A 20,639-nucleotide genomic window follows, 5' to 3' on the forward strand; every position below is an offset into this window, starting at 1 on the left:
GAATACCGTATGAAACAACTGCTGGTTTGGATCGTCACGGCTTGGATCGCGTTGGCAGGTGCAGCTACGGCTCAGAATCATCCTGTGGTGGTCGAGCTGTTCACATCACAGGGATGCTCGTCCTGCCCCCCTGCGGACGTATTGCTTGGGGAACTGTCCAAACGCGACGACGTGATCGCGCTGGCGCTGCATGTCGATTATTGGGATTACATCGGCTGGAAGGACATCTTTGCCAAATCGGCCTTCACGAAACGGCAAAAGGCATATGCGGCCGCCGCCGGCCATCGCACCATCTATACGCCGCAGATGATCGTGCAGGGGGCCGAGGATGTCGTTGGCAATCGCCGGATGGATGTTTCCGACCTGATCCTTGAACACCGCAAGCAAACCCTGCCGGTCGCGCTGGAATTGTCACGTCGCGGTGGAGAGCTGGTCATTCAGGCGCGTGCCGTCGGATCTGCCGGTGCGGCAGAAATTCATCTCGTGCGGTATGAGCCTGAACAGTCCGTGGCGATCAAACGTGGCGAGAATGCCGGGCGCACGCTGACCTACCACAATATTGTCACCGACTGGCGCGTGCTGGGACGCTGGGATGGCAAGGGCGTCTACAAGGCCCGTCTTCCACTGGGGGATGCGCGGCCTGTTGTCGTTCTGGTGCAAAGCGCCGGTCATGGCCCCATTTTGGCTGCTGCCCGCTTGCGCTGACGTTTCGGCTTCCACCGGCGGTGAATCCAGAACCACTGCTCTGGATGCGCCGTAACGCGGGCCTCCAATGCGCGGGTCACTTGCCGCATCATCTCTACCGGATCGCCATGTGGCACGGGCACGTCGAACTCTATATGAAAGCTGCGCCCGTCAGGCTGCCTTGTGCCGAAGAAGGGGATCAGCAAAGCGCCGGTTTTCAGCGCGATATCGGCGGCGGAGGTGACAGTCGGGGCAGGGCGGCCCATGAAATCAATAGCCGTTCCCGAGCTGTCATAAATGTCGAACAGCAAAACGCCCATGCCACCCTGCCTGATGTGACGCATCAGGCCCATCGTGCCGCGGCGGCCTTGTTCGAAAACCGGACCGGACAGCGCATGCATGTTGGCGGCATAGTGGGCGTTGAAATAGGTGTTGGACATCGGACGGTAAAGCCCGCCAATCTCGAACCCCCGGGCGACGAGCGCGGCCCTGGGAGCTTCGTAATTGCCGAAATGCCCGGTGACGAACACGACCGGTCGCCCCTCGTCGCGCGCCTTCTGGGCCGCGGCATATCCGGGGCCTTGCACGGGCGTGTCGGACATGCGGCGCAAAAGACCCTTCACGTCGTAATTCTCGATCATGGTGCGCCCGGCATTGTCCGCCACGGCGTCTGCAATGCGCCTGCGTTCGGCCTCTGGCATCTCTGGCCAGACATGGGCAAGATTGGCCATCGCGCGCTCGCGGTACCCGGCAAGCGGGGCGACCACGTGGCTGATCAACCGCCCCATCACCCACAGCCGCAGCCGCAAGGGCAAGAGCAGCGCAGTCCCGATCATCATCCGCAGCGCGCGGTCAACGAGCCAGTCGCCCAATGTGCCCCCGGCTTTATCGGATGTTGTTTTCTGTGCCACGTCCGTCGCCGCTTTCCTTGCTGAGACATGCCGAGACATAGGCCGGAGCAGGCGCGATCACAAGCGCCGGGCGGCAGAGTTGCAAAGGGCGGGTGGCTCTCAGCCCTCCTCCTCTGACTGGATCAATGTGATATCTCCGGCTGATGCAAGGCCCAGAACGCTGGCGACAACGGCATTCATCGCCTCTTCCCCATCCTTGCGTTTAGGGGTTCCGCGCTCTTCGATCTGTTCACGAAGCTGTTCGGACATCCGTTTCCCGAGATTGTCGAGCAGATGGTCGCGCGCCGCCTCCATCCCACAGCTTGCAGCAAAGGCGAGCGCCGTGGTCACCGCGTCTGCATCGGTATCGCGCAGGATCCGGGGCACATCCAGCGGTGCAATCTTCGCCGGGATATCGGCGAAGGTGAAGATGGCTTTCCGCACGGCCTGCGCAAACGCGCTGTCGGCTTCGTCAAGCCCGCTCAGCACGTCGTCGCGGGTCATGGAGAGAGACACGTTCAGGATTGCGCCCACGCGATTCTCTGGCGCGGCGTCGAAGGCGCGTTCCGGTTTGTTGTCGATCTGGCTGGCGAGGCTGAGCCCGATCCGGTCAACAGCATCGGGCGTGACCGAACCCGTCTGGGACACGGCATAGGCGATCAGTCGCGCCTGAGCGCCGGGCAGCTTGCTCAGCACTTCTGCCGCGCGGGTCACCTCGATTTTGGACAGAGCGACAGCGGCAACCTCTGTGCTTTCCGCCTCCAGCATCTTGGCCAGTTCGTCGGCAGAGAGCGCAGCGATACGGGTCCAGGGATCGCCTGCCTGACGCACGCCTGCTTCCTTGCGAAGGCGTTGCGCGGTCTGGGCGCTGATCTTGCCATCTAGGGCAGAAAGCGCCCCTGCAATCCCTTTGGGAAAGCTCAGCCCGACGCCGCCAAGCTCATCCGCGAATTCGCGCAGCACCTCGTTCAGCGTATCCGTCTGAACGTAGCGCATCGCACCAAGCTGTTGGGTAAGAGAGGCCTGCAGATCTTCGGGAAGGGTCGTCAGGGCCACATCTGCCCCTTCGTTCAGAATGAACTGAACGACAATCGCAGCCTTTTGTCGGCGCGTAAGGATCGGACCCGTCACCGCCGGAGGAATGGCGGCAGGCGGGGTCAATGTTGCAATCTGTGTCTGGTTCGTCATCCGCTCAGGACCTCGGCCGAGTGTTTCCGGTATAAACCGGAGCTAACCCGACTGGTGTGAACAAAGGCTGAACGGCGAAGGAAAAACCAGTGTCAGCCGGTGACTTGCTTCACGCAGGTGCCTGTCGCGCTGTCATAGACCGTGCCCTGCGCGCAGGACATCGCCTCGCTGTGGCCAGAGCATGCCGCCCATGCGCCCAATGCCGGAACCACTGTCAACGCGGCTGCGGCCAGAATTGTCTTGAGTTTCATACCAACCCTCCATCTGGACTGTACAAAGACAATAGCACAGCCGCGCGTTTCGACAAAATGCCATCGCATCCAGCCCGAAGAGGCGCTGGAAAACCCGTTATCACCTTGCGGGGCGAAAGACGCGGCACATATCACGGGTGGATGCCAGAAGGGCACAAAAAATCCCCCATTACCAAGGCAATGGAGGATCCTTTTAAATCAGTGAATGCGCGGGATCAGCCGAAGACGCGCTTGAAGATCGTGTCGACATGCTTGGTGTGATAACCAAGGTCGAATTTCTCTTCGATCTCTTCGGGCGACAGGGCTGCGGTGACTTCGGGGTCGGCAAGGAGTTCGGTTTTGAAATCAGCGCCCTTTTCCCAGACCTTCATCGCGTTGCGCTGAACCAGACGGTAGGAATCCTCGCGGCTGACACCGGCCTGTGTCAAGGCCAGCAGAACCCGTTGGGACATTACCAGACCTTTGAATTTGTTCATGTTGGCCAGCATGTTGTCGGGATAGATCACCAGTTTGTCGATGACCTGCGTCAGACGACCAAGCGCGAAATCCAGCGTGATTGTGGTGTCGGGGCCGATGTTGCGCTCCACCGAGCTGTGGCTGATGTCGCGCTCGTGCCAAAGAGCTACGTTTTCCATGGCAGGCACAACGGCCATGCGCACCAGACGCGCCAGACCGGTCAGGTTTTCGGTCAGAACCGGATTGCGCTTGTGCGGCATCGCGGAAGAGCCTTTCTGACCGGCCGAGAAGAACTCTTCGGCTTCCAGAACCTCGGTGCGCTGCATGTGGCGAATCTCTGTCGCGACATTCTCGATGGAGCTGCCGACCACACCAAGGGCGGCGAAGAACGCGGCGTGACGATCGCGCGGGATGACTTGCGTGCTGATCGGTTCGGGCTTCAGTCCCAGCTTTTCGCAGACATGTTCTTCGACCGCCGGGTCGATATTGGCGAACGTGCCGACCGCGCCGGAAATTGCACCGGTTGCGATTTCGTCGCGTGCGGTGGCCAGACGGGTGCGATTGCGGTCCATCTCGGCGTAGAAACGCGCGAATGTCAGGCCCATCGTCGTGGGTTCGGCATGGATGCCGTGGCTGCGACCGATGCGAACCGTATCCTTATGCTCGAACGCGCGGCGTTTCAGCGCCTCCAGCAGCTTGTCCATATCTGCCAGCAACAGATCAGCCGCGCGCACCAATTGCACGTTGAACGTGGTGTCCAGAACATCCGAAGAGGTCATGCCCTGATGTACGAAGCGCGCTTCGTCATTGCCGATGATCTCTGCCAGATGGGTCAGGAAGGCGATGACGTCATGTTTCGTCACAGCCTCGATCTCGTCGATCCGGGCCACATCGAATTCCACATCCCTGGCTTTCCAGACCGCCTCGGCATTCGCCTTGGGGATCACGCCCAGCTCGGCCTGAGCGTCGCAGGCATGCGCCTCGATCTCGTACCAGATGCGGAACTTGGTCTCGGGCGACCAGATTGCGACCATGTCGGGGCGGGAATAGCGGGGGATCATCGGCGGGCCTTCCTGGCTGATGGCGGGATTGCGCGCGGTTTAGCCCCTGACGGCCCGACCCACAAGGCAGTTGAGCGCAGACGCCGCGCCGCAGCCCGCGATGACGCGCTGCGGTCAGGGGGGGCTGCCCGATCAGGCGAGCTCTGTCACGACGGTGGCGCCGCGTTCGAGCGTCCGGTGAACGGGACATTTGTCAGCAATCTGCAAGAGCTTCGCGCGCTGATCCTCAGTCAGGTCGCCCTCCAGCGTGATCCGGCGGCGGAACGTGTCGATCTTGTCGGTGCTACCCGAGGATGCATCCTGCGCATGTACCTTGTCATGGCGCACATCGACCGAGACATGGTCAAGCGGCCAGCCCTTGCGCCGCGCATACATGCGGATCGTCATGGACGTGCAGGCCCCAAGCCCCGCGGCGAGGAAACCGTAGGGCGACATCCCACGATTGCTGCCGCCATAAGCCTTTGGTTCGTCCGCCAGCATGTGATGATCCGGTCCGCTTTGCACATCCTGCAGGAAGCCTGACTGATCGGCTTCGGACACGCGGATCACGCCTTCGGGTGCGCCGGGCGGCGGGGCAGGCGGGCGCAGGTGAAGATAGCGCCCGGCCCAGGCGGCGATGACCTCTGCCGCGTATTCCGCATCGCGCGGGCGGCTGATAAGGTGATCGGCATCATCCAGCGTAACAAAGCTTTTCGGGTGTTTGGCGGTGGTGAAAATGCGGGTCGCGTTCGAGATATCCACGACGCTGTCGCGCGGCGCGTGCATGACCAGAAGCGCGCGTTTCAACCCGGCAATCGCGGGTTCCAGCCGTTCTGACGTGACATCCTGCACAAACTCCTGCGAGATCGTGAAGGGGCGGCCCCCAAGGTCAACCTCTGCCTGACCGTCGCTGGCGATCTGTTCCAGCGCGTCGGAAAAGTTATGCGTGACATGGCCCGGATCGAAAGGTGCGCCGATTGTAACAACGGCGCGCACGCTGTCGATCTTGCCAGCCGCGCGCAGGACGGCCGCACCGCCAAGGGAATGACCGATCAGCAGCGATGGCGCCATGTCCCGGCCCGCCAGGTAAGTCGCGGCGAATTCCAGATCACGCGCGTTTGTTGTGAACGACGTGTTCGCGAACTCTCCACCGGAATGGCCCAGACCGGTGAAATCAAACCGCAGAACCGCGATCCCCATCATCGCCAGACGGCCGGAAATCCGGCGCGCGGCGGCGATATCCTTGGAACAGGTGAAGCAATGCGCAAAAAGCGCGGTGGCAAGATGTGGGCCTTCGGGCATGTCGAGCCGTGCCGCGAGCAAGTCGCCCGAATGACCGGCAAATGTGATACGTTCAGTTGCCATGACGGCTCCTTTCTGGTGTTGACGAAAGGGTAGGCAGGCGCGGGCCTTCGCGCCAGAGATGTGTCACGGCTGTCACGCCAAGGTGAGCGCTGGTGTTTTCGGGTGTGCGCGCGGGTGAGCCATTCGCCTCTGGCTCGGCTTGATATCTCGCCCGGCGCGATAGCAAGCAAAGGCGCGCATCAGGCTCTTCATTCTGAACATTCGATAGTCATGGTAACCGGCTGTTTGGAATGGATAAACAGCCGGTTTATCAAAGTTTTCAAGACGGGCGTCAGCCGCCGATGCGCTGCGCCGAGTAGACGATCGCGCGCTGGTAGTTGCCACTGTCATTCCAGGCAGACAGGGCCTGAAAGTTGCGCGTGCCCTCACCATAAGGCTGGCCGGGCTGCCAGCCGTTCTGGCGCAGCATGTTCGCGGCCGACGCAAGTGCGTCGACAGCATTATAGGGGTCGGCCTTGCCGTCGCCGTTACCGTCCACACCGTAACGAATCCAGTTTTCGGCGAGGAACTGCATATGTCCCAACTCGCCCGAAGGACCGCCACGTGTGTTGGATGTGATGACGCCGCGATCCACCAGCTTCAGCGCCGCAACTGCGCTGCCTTCGAAACGCGGATGGCGGCGGCAGTAAGAGGCAAGCGTGACCGCGCCATCGACGATGGGGGTCTTGCCGAGGTAGCCGCCCCAGCTTGTCTCAAGCCCCCAGATCGTCACCAGAATATCGCCGGGCACGCCGTAGTTGCGCTCGATCGAGGCAAAGGTGTTGGGGTTCTTGCTTTTCTTTGACCGGGCCATGGCGATGAAATTCTGCGCCGAGCTGCCGGATCGCTTTGCCAGGAATGCGGCCGGATCACCGTAAGACACGCCGCTTTGACTGGCGGGGTTGCTTTCGAATTTCCAGGTCAGGTTCGACAACGACGCGGCACCCAGCGCCTGAAGCCCGCGCTGACCGACTCCGTTAGACGCCGCCTGCTGGCTCAGGGCCTGCTTGTAGGCACCAAAGTTGCCTTTGTTGGTGATGCAATTCGCGGCGAGGGCCGGCGAAGCCGTCAGAAGCGACAGGAACAGGGCAGACAGGATCGGGCGCATAAACGGCCTCCGGATTATACAACTGGTAGCGCAGACACTACCCGCAGAGCCATCAGCGGCCAAGGGGGAAGCTACGTCGCCCGCAGCCACATGGGCGGAACATCGCGGAGGCGGCGCGGAGTGACACGGGCGCCATGACGCGAAAAGGGCGCCCCAAAGGACGCCCTTTCCGGAATTTTCGTGGCTGCGGATCAGCAGCTGTAATACATGCCGAACTCGACCGGGTGGGGCGTGTGTTCGTACAGCTCGATCTCTTCCATCTTCAGCGCGATGTAGCCGTCAATCTGGTCCTTGGTGAACACGTCACCGGCCAGCAGGAAGCCGTGATCGGCCTTGAGGGCCTCCATCGCTTCGCGGAGCGAGCCGCAAACGGTGGGGATGCCTTCCAGCTCTTCGGCGGGCAGATCGTAGAGGTTCTTGTCCATGGCTTCGCCCGGATCGATCTTGTTCTTGATCCCGTCGAGGCCAGCCATCAGCAGGGCCGCAAAGCACAGGTAGGGGTTCGCCGAGGGATCGGGGAAACGCGCTTCGACGCGCTTTGCCTTGGGCGATTCGGTCCACGGGATACGAACGCAGCCCGAACGGTTGCGCGCGGAGTAGGCGCGCAGAACAGGAGCCTCGAAACCCGGGATCAGACGCTTGTAGCTGTTGGTCGACGGGTTGGTGAAGGCGTTCAGCGTCTTGGCATGCTTCAGGATGCCGCCGATGAAATACAGCGCTTCCTGCGACAGGTCCGCATATTTGTCGCCTGCAAAGAGCGGCTTGCCGTCTTTCCAGATCGACATGTTCACGTGCATGCCGGTGCCGTTGTCGCCATAGATCGGCTTGGGCATGAAGGTTGCGGTCTTGCCATAAGCCTGCGCGACGTTGTGAATGACATATTTGTATTTCTGCAGCTCGTCGGCCTGCTGGGTCAGCGTGCCGAAAATCAGGCCCAGCTCGTGCTGACAGGACGCCACTTCGTGGTGGTGCTTGTCGACCTTCATGCCAAGGCGCTTCATGGTGGACAGCATCTCTGCGCGGATGTCCTGACCGTCATCGATCGGGTTGACCGGGAAGTAGCCGCCCTTGATGCCGGGACGGTGGCCGGTATTGCCCATCTCGTATTCGGTGTCGGTGTTCCAGGAGGCGTCGATCGCGTCGACCTCGTAGGAAACCTTGTTGATCGAGTTCGAGAAACGCACGTCGTCGAACAGGAAGAATTCCGCTTCCGGACCCCAGTAGGATACGTCGCCGATGCCGGAGGACTTCAGGTAAGCCTCGGCCTTTTCGGCGGTTCCGCGCGGGTCACGCTCGTAGCTTTCGCCGGTATCGGGTTCGACGATGGAGCAGTGGATGCAGAGCGTCTTTTCCGCGTAGAACGGATCGATATAGGCGCTTTCCGTGTCGGGCATCAGCTTCATGTCGGAGGCTTCGATGGATTTCCAGCCCGCGATCGACGATCCGTCGAACATGAAGCCTTCTTCAAGGAAGTCTTCGTCGACCAGGTCTGCAACGACCGTCACGTGCTGGAGCTTGCCGCGCGGATCGGTGAAGCGGATATCGACATAGGCGATGTCCTCGTCCTTGATCGTCTTGAGAAGTGCGTCGTTGCTCATGTTGAGTTGTCCTTTTCTTATCGCATCCCGGCCCTGAGCCGGGATCTCTCAACCGTTGGAATATCTTGGGGGACAGGGCGGGGGCAGGGTATGGCCCCGCCGCGGGGTCAGATCGCGTCGGAACCGGTCTCGCCGGTACGGATGCGGATGGCTTGTTCGACAGGGCTGACAAAGATCTTTCCGTCACCGATCTTATCTGTCTTGGCGGCGTCCACGATGGCAGCGATGGCGCCATCCACCAGATCGTCATCAAGAACGACCTCGATCTTCACCTTGGGCAGGAAGTCGACGACATATTCGGCACCGCGATAAAGTTCCGTGTGGCCCTTCTGGCGCCCAAAGCCTTTGACCTCGATCACGCTCAGTCCCTGGATGCCTACATCCTGAAGGGCCTCTTTCACTTCATCGAGCTTGAACGGCTTGATGATCGCCTCGATTTTCTTCATCTGGATCTCCCTCGCATCAGGTGTTGCAAGCGTCTGACCACGCGGCGCAACCGGCCTCAATCGGATTCGATGCAACTGCCTGATTCTCAGGCGGGCGGCGCATATGAGCGTACAAATTTTGTGCGCCATGCACAATAAGAGTGCAGAATGAAAACCTGACATCTTTCTGGCTGTTCACGCGGCCCACTTGTCTCTCATCCCATATAGAATGGATAACAGGAGCGGGCCGCATATCGTCGCGGAAATGCCGCGGAAAGGAAATTATCGCCATGACCGAGCTGCTGACTGCTGCGCAAATGCGCGAAATTGAACAGGCCGCGATGGCCAGCGGGGAGGTCACGGGGCTTGAGTTGATGGAACGCGCGGGCCGGGGCGTCGTCGATGCGATCTTCGAGGAGTGGTCTGACCTTGCGCAGGCTTCGTTGTCAGATCGGGGGCCAGCCCACCAGCAAGAAGGGGGGAGGGTGCCAAAGGCCGTGGTGCTGTGCGGACCGGGAAATAACGGCGGCGATGGATTCGTCGTGGCGCGGCTGCTGAAAGAGCGCGGGTGGGAGGTGCACGTTCTCGCGCCAGAGAACACGACAAAGATGCCGCCCGATGCTGCAACGAACCGAAGCCGGTGGAAGGAGGTCGGTGATATCCTTCCCCTGAATCGTGATGGCCTGCGCAGTGCCAGAGACGCGGATCTATATGTCGATGCCGTTTTCGGCACTGGCCTGACCCGTCCGCCCGAAGGGGAGCTGGCAGAGCTGCTGTCCTATCTGGCGGGAAGCGGGGGTGATCATGGTTATTTCCAACCGCGCATGGTTGCGGTGGATGTGCCTTCGGGCCTGTGTTCGGACAGTGGTAAAGTGCTGGGTTGCCCGGAACCAGAGCCGTTTTCCTCGCTGGCACCTTACGCGCGGTTGACCGTGACCTTCGAGACGCCGAAGCCCGGGCATTTTCTTGCCCATGGGCCAGAGCTGTGCGGGCAATTGGTGGTGAGGGATATCGGCCTGACGAAATGGAGGAGCGTGAATGCGGATGGGAGAGGTCTGCGGTTGCCACGGCTTCAACTGGTGCCGCCAATGCCCAACGGGCCTGACGAACCCCATGTTCACAGCCGCCCAACATTACGCCCAAAAATCCGGGGTCATAAATTCGACCATGGTCATGTGCTTGTCTTGACGGGCGATCGATGGGCGACGGGTGCTGCCCGTCTGGCGGCGCGCGGGGCGTTGCGTATGGGGGCGGGGCTGGTGACCTTGTCCGCGCCACGGGACGCGGCCCCGGAAGTGGCCGCACAGATTACTGCGCTGATATTGCGTGTCGAAGACAATGCCGACCAGTTGGCCGAAACGCTGGAAGATGACCGGATAGGGGTGGTATGCTTGGGGCCCGGTCTGGGGCTTCACGCCAGGGCGCAGGAACGCCTCGACGCTGTGCTTGCGGCTGCGCCGCCGCCGGGCAAAGGCACATATCTGGGACGCGGTCGTCGGCTGGTTCTGGACGCCGATGCGCTGACGCTCTTGTCGCGTCGAGAAAACCCGTTTCAGGGGCTGGGCAAGCACGTGGTGCTGACACCGCATTCTGGTGAGTTCGCCCGGCTGTTTCCCGACATTTCGGCGCGGCTGGCCGGGCCGCAGCGACCCAAACTCCTCTCGACGAAAGACTTTACCGGCGAAGCGCTTCAGGAAGGTCTCGCCGCCGCGATGGCCTACCGAGAGGCTCTGTCGGCCGAGCGTGGTCCGGCCTATTCCAAGGTTGATGCCGTTCGCGATGCGGCGAAGCGATCCGGCGCTGTGGTTCTGTTGAAAGGGGCGGATACCGTGGTTGCCTTGCCGGACGGTCGCGCCTGGGTGCATGCCGCAGTCTATGACCGTTCGGCCCCTTGGCTGGCAACGGCGGGTGCGGGCGACGTATTGGCCGGGTTCATCTCCGGGGTGATGGCGCGCGGGCATATGCCCCACGAGGCCGCCATTCTGGGCGCATGGCTGCATGTGGAATGCGCACGCAGCTTTGGGCCGGGCCTTATCGCAGAGGACTTGCCCGAGGTTTTGCCAAGCGTGTTGAAGGCGCTCTTGCAGCCTTGAGATTCGCGCAGTGCCGTCAGAGAGGCGCCGGTGCCACAAATTGCCCGACGTTACGCCTGATTTATGCGCATTTTCCACTCGCATCCGGCTTGCGGGTTTGCTAGACAGCGCCGGACTTGGGCGGCCCGTTGGGCTGCCTCTTGGGTTTTAGCGGGTGTGGCGAAATTGGTAGACGCACCAGATTTAGGTTCTGGCGCCGCAAGGCGTGGGGGTTCAAGTCCCTCCACCCGCACCAGAGGATGAGAAAAAGGACACGTAAATGCAGGTCACCGAGACCCTGAACGAAGGGCTGAAGCGCGGATACGCGATCACCGTCAGCGCCGCCGAACTTGACGCGAAGGTCAACGAAAAGCTCGTCGAGGCGCAGCCCGAAGTCGAGATGAAGGGCTTCCGCAAGGGCAAGGTCCCGATGCCGCTGCTGAAAAAGCAGTTCGGCCAGCGTCTGCTGGGCGAGGCCATGCAGGAAACCATCGACGGCGCGATGAGCCAGCATTTCGAAGAGTCCGGCGACCGTCCCGCCGCCCAGCCCGAGGTCAAGATGACCAACGAGGACTGGAAAGAAGGCGACGACGTCAATGTCGAGATGAGCTATGAAGCTCTGCCCGCGATCCCCGAGGTCGACCTGACCGCGATCAAGCTGGAAAAGCTGGTCGCAAAGGCGGATGAGGCGTCGATCACCGAAGCGCTGGAAAACCTGGCCGAGACGGCGCAGGATTTCGATGACCGCGACGAGGGTGCCGCGGCCGAGGACGGCGATCAGATCGTGATCGATTTCGTCGGCAAGGTTGATGGCGAAGCGTTCGAAGGCGGCTCTGCCGAGGATTACCCGCTGACGCTGGGCTCCAACAGCTTCATCCCCGGCTTCGAAGAGCAGCTGGTCGGTGTGAAAGTGGGCGACGAGAAGGCCGTCGAGGTATCCTTCCCCGACGAATATCAGGCCGAGCATCTTGCCGGCAAGGCAGCCGTGTTCGACTGCACCGTCAAGGCCGTGAAAGCGCCCAAGAAAGCCGAGATCGACGACGAGCTGGCCAAGCGTTTCGGTGCCGAAGACCTCGACGCGCTGAAAAAGCAGATCGCCGAGCGCCTTGAAGCAGAATATGCCGGTGCCGCCCGTGCGGTCATGAAGCGCGGCCTGCTGGACCAGCTGGACGAGATCGTCAGCTTCGAGCTGCCGCCGAGCCTGGTGGATGCCGAGGCGGGCCAGATCGCTCATCAGCTGTGGCACGAGGAAAACCCCGACGTCCACGACCACAACCACGACAAGATCGAGCCCACCGAAGAGCATATCAAGCTGGCCGAACGCCGCGTGCGTCTGGGCCTGCTGCTTGCCGAGCTGGGTCAGAAGGCCGAGGTGCAGGTCACCGATGCCGAGATGACACAGGCGATCATGAACCAGGCGCGTCAGTACCCGGGTCAGGAACGTCAGTTCTTTGAATTCATCCAGCAGAACCAGCAGATGCAGCAGCAAATGCGCGCACCGATCTTCGAAGACAAGGTCGTTGACCACATCGTCGAACAGGCCGAGGTCACTGAGAAAGAGATCTCCAAGGACGAGCTTCAGAAAGCCGTCGAGGCGCTGGAAGAAGACGAATAAACCCCGATTTCATCGGAGTTTTCCTGAACCGCGCCTCTTGCAGGCGCGGTTTTTTCATGTCCAGCCGCTCCCGGCACATGCCGCGCCGGGTGAGGCGGGTCAGGTGCTCCAGGAATGGACGTGAACGTCGCGGCCGGAATGGCCTTTCAATATCTCAACGGCCAGTTTCTCGTGTTCCTTGTCGCGCAGGCGCACCCAAAGAAGAATGCCGCCATGTTCGATCTGGCGTGTGTAATAGTCTTTGTGGTTTTTGCCCGCCCGGCGCGCCAGCAACGTCCCGATCACTGCGGCCGGGCTGCCACCGATCGCAATCGCGGCAATGGACGCCGCCAGTGTACTTGCCGGGGTAAGCATGGCCGCCATGGCGATGTAGGAGCCGACGAAGAAAAAACCGCCTGCAATCGCGCCCTCCAACTCTCCCATCGCCTCTTCGGAAACGAAATGCGCACGTGGCGCGCGGGGGTCGTCTTCGAGGTCAGACGAGCGCCAATAGGCCGTGCCGAGTTTTTCCTGCAACGCCTTCTCACCAGCCAGAAGGCTGATATCGGAATGGTGAATGCCGACCATCCGCAAATCGTAGAAAGCCTGTTGCAGATCCTCGAACTTGTCGAACACGCCGACGGCCTCGGGGATGTCGATCACCGTGGTGTGGTCCTGTTCGCTTTCCTTTGCAGCCATGGCTGCCTCCTGTGTCTGATATGGCCAATTTCAGACCAGTTAACACATTCGATTTCCGCAATGCCTTGACGAAGATCAAGGCTGCGTCAGGGGCGGGCGTGGTATTGGGAGGATGTCACCGCGGTTCAATTCGCGCGTGCCCAGATAACCAGACAAAGGAATGCCGATATGAAAGGCTTCGCCGACAATATTGAGAAATTGACCGAGGAAAACGACTGCTTCCGGAAGGTTCTTTATACCGGGCAGAACATCCAGCTTGTCTTGATGTCGCTTCTGCCGGGAGAGGAGATTGGCGAAGAGGTTCACGACGACCGCGATCAGTTCTTTCGCTTCGAGACTGGCAGCGGCGAGGTCTGGATCGACGACGTGGCCAATCAGGTCAAGGCCGATGACGGCGTCATCGTGCCTGCAGGCGCCAAGCACAATGTCGTCAATACCGGGACAGAGCCGTTGCGGCTTTATACGATTTACGGCCCGCCCGAACATATCGATGGCACGGTTCAGAAAACCAAGGCCGAGGCCAACGCATCGCACGAGCATTTCGATGGCAAAACCACGGAATAGGGCGATGCCTGAAACGGTTCCATTGGCGATTTGAAAGGGGGAGGGCGCCGCATTTGGGCGCTATCTGGTCAGCTTGGCAGGGCAGGGCGAGAGAGTGTCCTGTCCAGACAAGCAAAAACCGCGCGGGGTGGGCCCGCGCGGTTCATACGCCCCGGAGGGCATGCGTGACAACTTAGGCGTTGTCGGAGTCTTCGGCAGCTTCGACCACGGCCTCGGGCGCGTCGTCGTCGGATGCGGCAGCGCCGATATCGTCGAACAGTTCGGCGATTTCGAAATCTGCAGCAGCCTCTTCTTCGGCGGCCAGTTCCTGGATCGATTTGCCGGATGCCTGCAGCTCGGCCTCTTCAGGCGAACGGGCAACGTTCAGCGAAATCGTGACCATCACTTCGGGGTGCAGGTGCACCTCGACTTCGTGAAGGCCGAGTTCCTTGATGGGTGCGCGAATGATGACCTGCTTGCGGTCGATCGAGAAGCCTGCCTCGGTTGCGGTATCCGCGGCGTCACGCGTGGTGACGGAGCCGTAGAGGTTGCCACCATCGGAAGCCTGACGAATCACGACGAACTGTTCGCCGTCCAGCTTGTCGGCCAGCGCCTCGGCTTCCTTGCGGGTGTCGAGGTTGCGCGCTTCGAGCTGTGCTTTCTGCGCTTCGAATGCCTTGATGTTGTCTTCCGACGCCGTCAGGGCTTTCTTCTGCAGCAGAAGGTAGTTGCGGGCATAGCCGGGCTTGACGTCGACGACGTCGCCCATCTGGCCAAGCTTGGCCACGCGTTCGAGAAGGATGACTTGCATGATGCTTACTCCTTACTTCACGGCGTAGGGCAGCAGGGCGAGGAAGCGGGCGCGCTTGATCGCACGGGCCAGTTCACGCTGCTTCTTGGCCGAGACGGCGGTGATACGGCTGGGCACGATCTTGCCACGCTCAGAGATATAGCGCTGCAGAAGACGTGTGTCCTTGTAGTCGATCGCAGGTGCGTTGTCGCCCGAGAAGGGGCAGACTTTACGACGGCGGAAAAACGGTTTTGTTGCCATGGTTTAGCGTCCTTTTCTCAGGTTGATCAACGGCGCTCGCGGCGGGTGTCCCGCTCGTCGCGCTTCTGCATCTGAACCGAGGGGCCTTCGTTATGCTCGTCGACCTTGATGGTCAGAACGCGCATTACGTCGTCATGAAGGCGCATCAGGCGTTCCATTTCCTGCACGGCCTCGGAAGGGGCATCGGTGCGCAGGAAGGCATAGTGGCCCTTGCGGTTCTTGTTGATCTTGTACGCCATGGTCTTGACGCCCCAATACTCGCTATCCACGAGTTTGCCGCCATTGTCGGCAAGGACGGTGCCAAAATGTTCAACAAGGCCTTCGGCCTGCGTGTTGGACAGATCCTGACGCGAAATAAATACATGCTCATACAGCGGCATGCGATCTCCGTTCATAATTGCGGCGCATTTCAAAGGACAGGCTTGTGATCCTTTCGCGCCTGCCCACGAGAGACTGCGCGGTTCATCTGTTCTTGCGAAAGGAAGGGTCCATATACACGGATATGGCGGCGGCGCAAGGCTTGGCTGGTCATGCCAACCGCGTTGCGCCCCGGGGGTTGGTTGGGTAATGAATTTGAACTGCCCCCGGGACAAGGGGGGTATCACGTCAAAAGGGGGGCCTCAGATGAGCCGCGCATTCGTATTTCCAGGGCAGGGCGCCCAGACCATTGGAATGGGGCAGGCGCTTGCGCAGGCCTATCCTCAGGCGCAGGCGGTCTATGACGAGGTTGACGAGGCACTTGGCGAAAAGCTGAGCGCGTTGATCTGGGAAGGCGAGGCAGACGCGCTGACATTGACGCAGAATGCGCAGCCCGCCCTGATGGCCACGTCGCTTGCCGCGATGCGCGCCTTGGAGGCAGAGGGCGTATCGGTCGAGTCGGCATCCTTTGTCGCCGGGCATTCGCTGGGGGAATATTCCGCACTGGCCGCCGCAGGTGCGATCAGCATCGCGGATACGGCGCGGTTGCTTCGCGTGCGGGGCAAGGCGATGCAGGATGCGGTTCCCGTCGGTGTGGGCGCGATGGCGGCCCTGCTGGGGCTGGATTTCGAAACGGCCCGTGCCGTCGCACAAGAGGCCGCGCAGGGAGAGGTCTGCGAGGCTGCCAATGACAATGATCCGGGGCAGGTCGTGGTGTCGGGGCACAAGGCCGCGGTGGAGCGCGCGGTCGAGATTGCCAAGGGCAAGGGCGCGCGTCGCGCCGTTCTTTTGCCAGTAAGCGCGCCTTTCCATTGTCAGTTGATGGAACCGGCAGCCCGCGCAATGGCCGAGGCGCTGAACGACGTTGCCATTTCCACCCCGAAGGTTCGGTTGGTGGCCAATGTTCTGGCGCATGATGTGGCCAATCCTGAAACCATCCGGTCACTGCTGGTGCAGCAGATCACGGGATCGGTACGCTGGCGTGAAAGCGTTGCGTTCATGGCGGGCGAAGGTGTCACCGAGATTTGGGAAGTTGGCGCAGGCAAGGCCCTGTCCGGCATGATCCGCCGGATCGACAAGACCGTCGCCACCCGCAACATCGGCGCCCCCGAAGAGGTCAAGGCGGCTGCCGAAAGCCTGTCCTGAGGGCGGCGATTCGGGGATGTATTCCGGCCTGTGGTACGCCTTGCAATGGCGCGGGCGTTTGCGCCGGCGCGTTGGTGCTGCGCCCCGCGATCCGGGGAGCCGCGCAGCGCCCCTTCGGCTTGATTATGCGGGCGGGCAATGCGATATGCCACTGATATGGAACAAAGCGGCGGGCGCGGTTTGAAACCGTCACCCACGCAAACGGGGGACAGGCATGTTCGATCTGACAGGTAAATGCGCGCTGGTCACTGGCGCGTCAGGCGGCATCGGCGGAGAGATTGCACGGGTGCTGCACGCCGCCGGCGCCACGGTGGGGCTGAGCGGGACACGGACGGAGCCCCTCGAAGCACTGGCGGCAGAGCTGGGTGAGCGCGCGCATGTGCTGCCGTGCAACCTGTCCGATTTTGCCGCTGTCGATGCCCTGCCCAAACAGGCGATCGAAGCGATGGGCAGTCTGGACATCCTTGTCAACAATGCCGGGATCACCCGTGACAACCTGTTCATGCGCATGTCGGATGACGAATGGCAGTCGGTGATCGACGTGAACCTGACCTCGACCTTCAAACTGTGCAAAGGTGTGCTGCGCGGCATGATGAAGGCGCGTTGGGGGCGCATCATCAACATCTCTTCCGTCGTGGGGGCCACAGGCAATCCCGGACAGGGCAACTATGCCGCCGCCAAGGCGGGCGTGGTCGGCATGTCGAAATCACTGGCCTATGAGGTTGCCAGCCGTGGCATCACTGTGAACGCGGTCGCGCCGGGCTTTATCACCACTGCCATGACCGACAAGCTGACCGACGATCAGAAGGCCGCGATCATGACACAGATCCCGGCAGGACGCATGGGCGATCCGGCCGAAATCGCTGCCGCTGTGCTCTATCTTGCCGCACCGGAAGCCGCCTATGTTACCGGTACCACCTTGCACGTGAATGGCGGCATGGCCATGTTGTAACACTACGCCTTGACGCTGCGGTGCGAAAGCGTTTGCCAACGCCGCGCCATGTGCTATAGGCGCAGAAGTTTCGGGCAGAAGGGGTTGTTTCCTTCGAATCCGTCCCGCGTTGCGGGGAGTAGATCCGCCCAAAAGGGCACCTGAAGACCCCGCAGGGGCGAGGGCTAAACCGGGCGAATGTCCCGACAAGACCGTGAGGAATACAATATGAGCGACGTCGCAAATCGCGTTAAGAAAATCGTGGTAGAACACCTTGGTGTTGAAGAGAGCAAAGTTGTCGATAACGCATCCTTCATCGACGACCTGGGCGCAGACAGCCTGGACACCGTGGAACTGGTGATGGCGTTCGAAGAGGAATTCGGTATCGAGATTCCCGACGATGCCGCCGAAACCATCCAGACCTTCGGTGACGCGGTCGGCTTCATCTCGAACGCCTGATACAGGCGTTTCCTGAACGATCTCGTTGACGGCCTCCCTAACCCGGGGGCCGTTTTCATTTGTCGGGGCTCCTGCAAGGTTCCTCTTAAGTGGATTGTCCGGTTCCTGTGCTTTCCTGCGTGACGCGTGTTCTGGCCGGGATGGCCGCAGCATGCGGGATCACGCCGGGTTTGGCGGAACTTGGCAAAGACAGGCCCGTTGGCCTTGCTCCCTTGCCTCAGGGCAGGGTATGAGCAACGGGAGCGAATAATAAAGGAAGGGCAGCAAAATGCGCCGTGTTGTCGTAACAGGCCTTGGCCTCGTCACCCCGTTGGCCAGTGGGGTCGAAGAAAGCTGGACCCGTATTCTGGACGGGCAGTCGGGCGCGGGCACGATCTCGCGATTCGATGCCAGCCACCTTGCCACGGATTATGCGTGCGAAGTGCCGCATGGCGACGGCACTGATGGCACGTTCAATCCCGACGCGTGGATGCCGCCGAAAGAGCAGCGCAAGGTCGACACGTTCATTCTTTATGGTGTCGCCGCTGCCGCGCAAGCCGTCGAGGATGCGGGATGGACGCCCGAGGACCGGGCAGAGCTGGACCGCACCGGCGTTCTGATCGGCTCGGGGATTGGCGGGCTGAACTCCATCGCCGAAACCGCGATTGTGCTGCGGGACCGTGGCCCGCGCCGCGTGTCGCCCTTCTTCGTGCCCGGCGCGCTGATCAACCTGATCTCTGGTCAGGTCAGCATTCGCTACGGGTTCCGCGGCCCGAACCATTCGGTTGTGACCGCCTGTTCGACCGGCGCCCATGCCATCGGTGACGCCGCGCGGCTGATCCGCGACGATGATGCCGATGTGATGATCGCGGGCGGGGCAGAGGCTTCTATCTCGGAGATCGGGATTGCGGGTTTCAACGCCTGCAAGGCGCTGTCGACCAAGCGCAGCGATGATCCCAAAGTGGCCAGCCGCCCCTACGATTCCGACCGTGACGGGTTTGTCATGGGCGAGGGCGCTGGCATTGTCGTGCTGGAGGAATACGAACATGCAAAGGCGCGCGGCGCCAAGATCTATGCCGAAGTGATCGGCTATGGCCTGTCCGGCGACGCCTATCACATCACCGCCCCTTCCGAGGATGGCGACGGGGCCGAGCGCTGCATGCGCATGGCGCTGAAGAAAGCCGGGCTGGAGCCTGCCGATATCGACTATATAAACGCGCATGGCACCTCGACCATGGCCGACACGATCGAGCTTGGCGCGGTCGAGCGGCTGATGGGTGATGCGGCGGGCAAGGTCACGATGTCGTCGACCAAGTCGATGACCGGGCACTTGCTGGGGGCTGCGGGCGCGATCGAGGCGATCTTCTCGATCCTCGCGATCCGTGATCAGGTGGCCCCGCCGACGATCAACCTGGACGATCCGGCCGTTGATACCAAGGTGGATCTGGCCGCAAATGCCAAGCGCGAACGCAAGATTGACGTGGCCCTGTCCAACAGCTTTGGCTTTGGCGGTACCAATGCCAGCGTGATCTTCAGAAAGGTCGACTGATGTGGCGTCATATCGCCTCGAATGCGCTGACATTCCTGGCAGTCTTGCTGTTCCTGGCCGGTGGCGTGATCATCTGGGGCCGGTCGGAATACGTCTCCGAAGGCCCGCTTGATCAGGCGATCTGCGTTCAGGTCGAGCGTGGCACGAACATGCGGTCGGTTTCGAAAAAGCTTGAAGAGCAGGGTGCTGTGACAAGCGGTGCGCTCCTGCGTGTGGGCGCGGATTATGCGGACAAGACCGGTGACCTGAAGGCGGGCAGCTTTCTGGTGCCCGAGGGCAGCTCCATGGCTGATATCGTCGATATCATCACGCGCGGCGGGGCGAATACCTGCGGCACGGAAGTGGTCTACCGCATCGGCGTGACCTCTGCCGGGATCCGCGTGCGCGAGCTTGACCCGGCCACGGGGCGCTATGTCGAGAAGGCGGAATTTGCGCCTGAGGAAGCCGCGGCTGATCCGGTCTATGCAGAGCTGCGCGACAAAGACGACACCCGGTTCCGTATCGCGCTGGCCGAAGGCGTGACCAGCTGGCAGGTTGTGCAGGAACTGTCCTCGCTCGACGTGCTGGAAGGCGAGGTAGAGGTGCCCGCAGAGGGAAGCCTTGCGCCCGACAGCTACGAGATCCGGCCCGGAGATTCGCTGGCCTCGGTGATTGAACGGATGCAGACGGCGCAGGAGGCGATCCTGACCGCAGCCTGGGAAAACCGCGCGGATGATCTGCCGCTGGAGACGCCGGAAGAGGCGTTGATCCTGGCCTCGATCATCGAGAAGGAAACCGGCAACGCGGAAGAGCGTGGCGTGGTCGCATCGGTCTTTACCAACCGCCTACGGGTCGACATGCCGCTGCAAACCGACCCGACGGTCATCTATGGCGTGACGGAAGGCAAAGGCGTGCTTGGGCGGGGGTTGCGCCGGTCGGAACTGGACCGTGCGACACCCTGGAACACCTATGTCATCAAGGGTCTGCCGCCGACGCCCATTGCCAATCCCGGCCGTGCCAGCATCGAGGCTGCGCTCAATCCGCTTGATACCGATTACATCTTCTTCGTGGCGAAAACGCTCAATCCGGCGGATGGGCACCTGTTTGCCGAGACATTGGAAGAGCATAATCGCAACGTGGCGGCCTATCGGGCGCTGGAGGCACAGCGCAACTAGTAGCGCTTGCGAACGTTGTGGTTTCGCAAAGGTTAACCACTTCATCTAGAGGGCGACGCTA

At 61.3% G+C, this 20,639-nt stretch carries 21 protein-coding genes and 1 tRNA gene; 10 read left to right on the forward strand and 12 right to left on the reverse strand.

Annotation, left to right across the window (positions count from 1 at the left end; translation table 11 throughout):
- The first annotated feature begins 9 nt into the window (after positions 1 to 9).
- On the forward strand, positions 10 to 705 hold the full coding sequence (locus tag EDD52_RS10380; protein ID WP_132244612.1) for a DUF1223 domain-containing protein: 696 nt from the start codon (positions 10 to 12) through the stop codon (positions 703 to 705).
- On the opposite strand, the gene EDD52_RS10385 is transcribed toward EDD52_RS10380, so the two are convergent.
- From EDD52_RS10385 to EDD52_RS10420, 8 genes are all read right to left on the reverse strand, one after another.
- Complete coding sequence (locus tag EDD52_RS10385) at positions 669 to 1,595, reverse strand: lysophospholipid acyltransferase family protein (RefSeq protein WP_165907512.1); 927 nt, start codon at positions 1,593 to 1,595, stop codon at positions 669 to 671. The two genes, EDD52_RS10380 and EDD52_RS10385, sit on opposite strands and share 37 nt — an antisense overlap.
- Positions 1,596 to 1,694: 99 nt before the next feature.
- Positions 1,695 to 2,762 (reverse strand): flagellar motor switch protein FliG, encoded by a 1,068-nt coding sequence (locus EDD52_RS10390; protein WP_132244616.1) that lies wholly within the window; start codon positions 2,760 to 2,762, stop codon positions 1,695 to 1,697.
- A 92-nt stretch (positions 2,763 to 2,854) separates the two neighbouring features.
- Positions 2,855 to 3,013: an adenylosuccinate lyase gene (locus EDD52_RS10395; protein ID WP_132244618.1), complete on the reverse strand. Its 159-nt coding sequence runs from the start codon at positions 3,011 to 3,013 to the stop codon at positions 2,855 to 2,857.
- 215 nt (positions 3,014 to 3,228) lie between these two features.
- Positions 3,229 to 4,530, reverse strand: coding sequence for an adenylosuccinate lyase (purB, locus tag EDD52_RS10400; RefSeq protein ID WP_132244620.1), 1,302 nt, complete (start codon positions 4,528 to 4,530; stop codon positions 3,229 to 3,231).
- Between the two features lie 132 nt (positions 4,531 to 4,662).
- Complete coding sequence (locus EDD52_RS10405) at positions 4,663 to 5,874, reverse strand: bifunctional alpha/beta hydrolase/OsmC family protein (RefSeq protein ID WP_132244622.1); 1,212 nt, start codon at positions 5,872 to 5,874, stop codon at positions 4,663 to 4,665.
- 271 nt (positions 5,875 to 6,145) lie between these two features.
- Positions 6,146 to 6,961 carry a lytic murein transglycosylase gene (locus EDD52_RS10410; RefSeq protein ID WP_132244624.1) on the reverse strand — a complete coding sequence of 272 codons (816 nt, stop codon included), beginning with the start codon at positions 6,959 to 6,961 and terminating at the stop codon, positions 6,146 to 6,148.
- A gap of 191 nt (positions 6,962 to 7,152) precedes the next feature.
- Entirely contained in the window at positions 7,153 to 8,559 is a 1,407-nt protein-coding gene (glnA, locus tag EDD52_RS10415; RefSeq protein WP_132244626.1) for a type I glutamate--ammonia ligase, read from the reverse strand.
- Positions 8,560 to 8,666: 107 nt separating this feature from the next.
- Positions 8,667 to 9,005 carry a P-II family nitrogen regulator gene (locus EDD52_RS10420; RefSeq protein WP_132244628.1) on the reverse strand — a complete coding sequence of 113 codons (339 nt, stop codon included), beginning with the start codon at positions 9,003 to 9,005 and terminating at the stop codon, positions 8,667 to 8,669.
- 269 nt (positions 9,006 to 9,274) lie between these two features.
- On the opposite strand from EDD52_RS10420, the gene EDD52_RS10425 reads away from it, so the two are divergent.
- The 3 genes from EDD52_RS10425 to tig all read left to right on the forward strand — a co-directional run bounded on the left by EDD52_RS10425 (position 9,275) and on the right by tig (position 12,671).
- Positions 9,275 to 11,077, forward strand: a complete 1,803-nt coding sequence (locus EDD52_RS10425; protein ID WP_132244630.1) for an NAD(P)H-hydrate epimerase — start codon at positions 9,275 to 9,277, stop codon at positions 11,075 to 11,077.
- 150 nt (positions 11,078 to 11,227) lie between these two features.
- Positions 11,228 to 11,312 (forward strand) — tRNA-Leu (locus EDD52_RS10430).
- A 24-nt stretch (positions 11,313 to 11,336) separates the two neighbouring features.
- Positions 11,337 to 12,671, forward strand: a complete 1,335-nt coding sequence (gene tig, locus EDD52_RS10435) for a trigger factor (RefSeq protein WP_132244632.1) — start codon at positions 11,337 to 11,339, stop codon at positions 12,669 to 12,671.
- A 99-nt stretch (positions 12,672 to 12,770) separates the two neighbouring features.
- Here tig and EDD52_RS10440 read toward each other — a convergent pair whose 3' ends face one another.
- Entirely contained in the window at positions 12,771 to 13,349 is a 579-nt protein-coding gene (locus EDD52_RS10440; protein WP_132244634.1) for a hypothetical protein, read from the reverse strand.
- Between the two features lie 168 nt (positions 13,350 to 13,517).
- On the opposite strand from EDD52_RS10440, the gene EDD52_RS10445 reads away from it, so the two are divergent.
- Complete coding sequence (locus EDD52_RS10445) at positions 13,518 to 13,913, forward strand: cupin domain-containing protein (RefSeq protein ID WP_132244636.1); 396 nt, start codon at positions 13,518 to 13,520, stop codon at positions 13,911 to 13,913.
- 172 nt (positions 13,914 to 14,085) lie between these two features.
- Here the strand turns inward: EDD52_RS10445 and rplI are convergent, their stop codons facing one another.
- Genes rplI through rpsF form a run of 3 tightly spaced genes read right to left on the reverse strand, consistent with a single transcriptional unit; the run spans position 14,086 to position 15,323 of the window.
- A complete protein-coding gene (gene rplI, locus EDD52_RS10450; RefSeq protein WP_132244638.1) occupies positions 14,086 to 14,703 on the reverse strand; it encodes a 50S ribosomal protein L9 in 618 nt (205 codons plus the stop codon).
- 12 nt (positions 14,704 to 14,715) lie between these two features.
- The gene (rpsR, locus tag EDD52_RS10455) at positions 14,716 to 14,943 is read right to left on the reverse strand and encodes a 30S ribosomal protein S18 (RefSeq protein ID WP_025061827.1); all 228 of its coding nucleotides are present in this window, start codon (positions 14,941 to 14,943) and stop codon (positions 14,716 to 14,718) included.
- A gap of 26 nt (positions 14,944 to 14,969) precedes the next feature.
- On the reverse strand, positions 14,970 to 15,323 hold the full coding sequence (gene rpsF, locus EDD52_RS10460) for a 30S ribosomal protein S6 (protein ID WP_132244640.1): 354 nt from the start codon (positions 15,321 to 15,323) through the stop codon (positions 14,970 to 14,972).
- A gap of 244 nt (positions 15,324 to 15,567) precedes the next feature.
- Between rpsF and fabD the strand changes: the two genes are divergently transcribed.
- The 5 genes from fabD (at position 15,568) to mltG (ending at position 20,578) form a co-directional block, all read left to right on the forward strand.
- Complete coding sequence (gene fabD / locus EDD52_RS10465; RefSeq protein ID WP_132244642.1) at positions 15,568 to 16,506, forward strand: ACP S-malonyltransferase; 939 nt, start codon at positions 15,568 to 15,570, stop codon at positions 16,504 to 16,506.
- 214 nt (positions 16,507 to 16,720) lie between these two features.
- Positions 16,721 to 17,458 carry a 3-oxoacyl-ACP reductase FabG gene (gene fabG, locus EDD52_RS10470; RefSeq protein ID WP_132244644.1) on the forward strand — a complete coding sequence of 246 codons (738 nt, stop codon included), beginning with the start codon at positions 16,721 to 16,723 and terminating at the stop codon, positions 17,456 to 17,458.
- Between the two features lie 207 nt (positions 17,459 to 17,665).
- Complete coding sequence (locus tag EDD52_RS10475; protein ID WP_132244646.1) at positions 17,666 to 17,896, forward strand: acyl carrier protein; 231 nt, start codon at positions 17,666 to 17,668, stop codon at positions 17,894 to 17,896.
- A gap of 268 nt (positions 17,897 to 18,164) precedes the next feature.
- A complete protein-coding gene (gene fabF / locus EDD52_RS10480) occupies positions 18,165 to 19,424 on the forward strand; it encodes a beta-ketoacyl-ACP synthase II (RefSeq protein WP_132244648.1) in 1,260 nt (419 codons plus the stop codon).
- Positions 19,424 to 20,578, forward strand: coding sequence for an endolytic transglycosylase MltG (mltG, locus tag EDD52_RS10485; RefSeq protein ID WP_132244650.1), 1,155 nt, complete (start codon positions 19,424 to 19,426; stop codon positions 20,576 to 20,578). Before fabF ends, mltG begins: the two co-directional genes overlap by 1 nt.
- The last annotated feature ends 61 nt before the right edge of the window (positions 20,579 to 20,639 follow it).

Origin of the sequence: Primorskyibacter sedentarius (assembly GCF_004342065.1) — a bacterium.
In the GTDB taxonomy this organism is placed as follows: domain Bacteria; phylum Pseudomonadota; class Alphaproteobacteria; order Rhodobacterales; family Rhodobacteraceae; genus Primorskyibacter; species Primorskyibacter sedentarius.

Bases quoted from the DNA above. Each gene is read 5' to 3' on its own strand.
- EDD52_RS10380 (WP_132244612.1), top strand. From the start codon at position 10: ATGAAACAACTGCTGGTTTGGATCGTCACGGCTTGGATCGCGTTGGCA.
- EDD52_RS10390 (WP_132244616.1), bottom strand. From the start codon at position 2,762: ATGACGAACCAGACACAGATTGCAACATTGACCCCGCCTGCCGCCATT.
- EDD52_RS10395 (WP_132244618.1), bottom strand. From the start codon at position 3,013: ATGAAACTCAAGACAATTCTGGCCGCAGCCGCGTTGACAGTGGTTCCG.
- purB (WP_132244620.1), bottom strand. From the start codon at position 4,530: ATGATCCCCCGCTATTCCCGCCCCGACATGGTCGCAATCTGGTCGCCC.
- EDD52_RS10405 (WP_132244622.1), bottom strand. From the start codon at position 5,874: ATGGCAACTGAACGTATCACATTTGCCGGTCATTCGGGCGACTTGCTC.
- EDD52_RS10410 (WP_132244624.1), bottom strand. From the start codon at position 6,961: ATGCGCCCGATCCTGTCTGCCCTGTTCCTGTCGCTTCTGACGGCTTCG.
- glnA (WP_132244626.1), bottom strand. From the start codon at position 8,559: ATGAGCAACGACGCACTTCTCAAGACGATCAAGGACGAGGACATCGCC.
- EDD52_RS10420 (WP_132244628.1), bottom strand. From the start codon at position 9,005: ATGAAGAAAATCGAGGCGATCATCAAGCCGTTCAAGCTCGATGAAGTG.
- EDD52_RS10425 (WP_132244630.1), top strand. From the start codon at position 9,275: ATGACCGAGCTGCTGACTGCTGCGCAAATGCGCGAAATTGAACAGGCC.
- tig (WP_132244632.1), top strand. From the start codon at position 11,337: ATGCAGGTCACCGAGACCCTGAACGAAGGGCTGAAGCGCGGATACGCG.
- EDD52_RS10440 (WP_132244634.1), bottom strand. From the start codon at position 13,349: ATGGCTGCAAAGGAAAGCGAACAGGACCACACCACGGTGATCGACATC.
- EDD52_RS10445 (WP_132244636.1), top strand. From the start codon at position 13,518: ATGAAAGGCTTCGCCGACAATATTGAGAAATTGACCGAGGAAAACGAC.
- rplI (WP_132244638.1), bottom strand. From the start codon at position 14,703: ATGCAAGTCATCCTTCTCGAACGCGTGGCCAAGCTTGGCCAGATGGGC.
- rpsR (WP_025061827.1), bottom strand. From the start codon at position 14,943: ATGGCAACAAAACCGTTTTTCCGCCGTCGTAAAGTCTGCCCCTTCTCG.
- rpsF (WP_132244640.1), bottom strand. From the start codon at position 15,323: ATGCCGCTGTATGAGCATGTATTTATTTCGCGTCAGGATCTGTCCAAC.
- fabD (WP_132244642.1), top strand. From the start codon at position 15,568: ATGAGCCGCGCATTCGTATTTCCAGGGCAGGGCGCCCAGACCATTGGA.
- fabG (WP_132244644.1), top strand. From the start codon at position 16,721: ATGTTCGATCTGACAGGTAAATGCGCGCTGGTCACTGGCGCGTCAGGC.
- EDD52_RS10475 (WP_132244646.1), top strand. From the start codon at position 17,666: ATGAGCGACGTCGCAAATCGCGTTAAGAAAATCGTGGTAGAACACCTT.
- fabF (WP_132244648.1), top strand. From the start codon at position 18,165: ATGCGCCGTGTTGTCGTAACAGGCCTTGGCCTCGTCACCCCGTTGGCC.
- mltG (WP_132244650.1), top strand. From the start codon at position 19,424: ATGTGGCGTCATATCGCCTCGAATGCGCTGACATTCCTGGCAGTCTTG.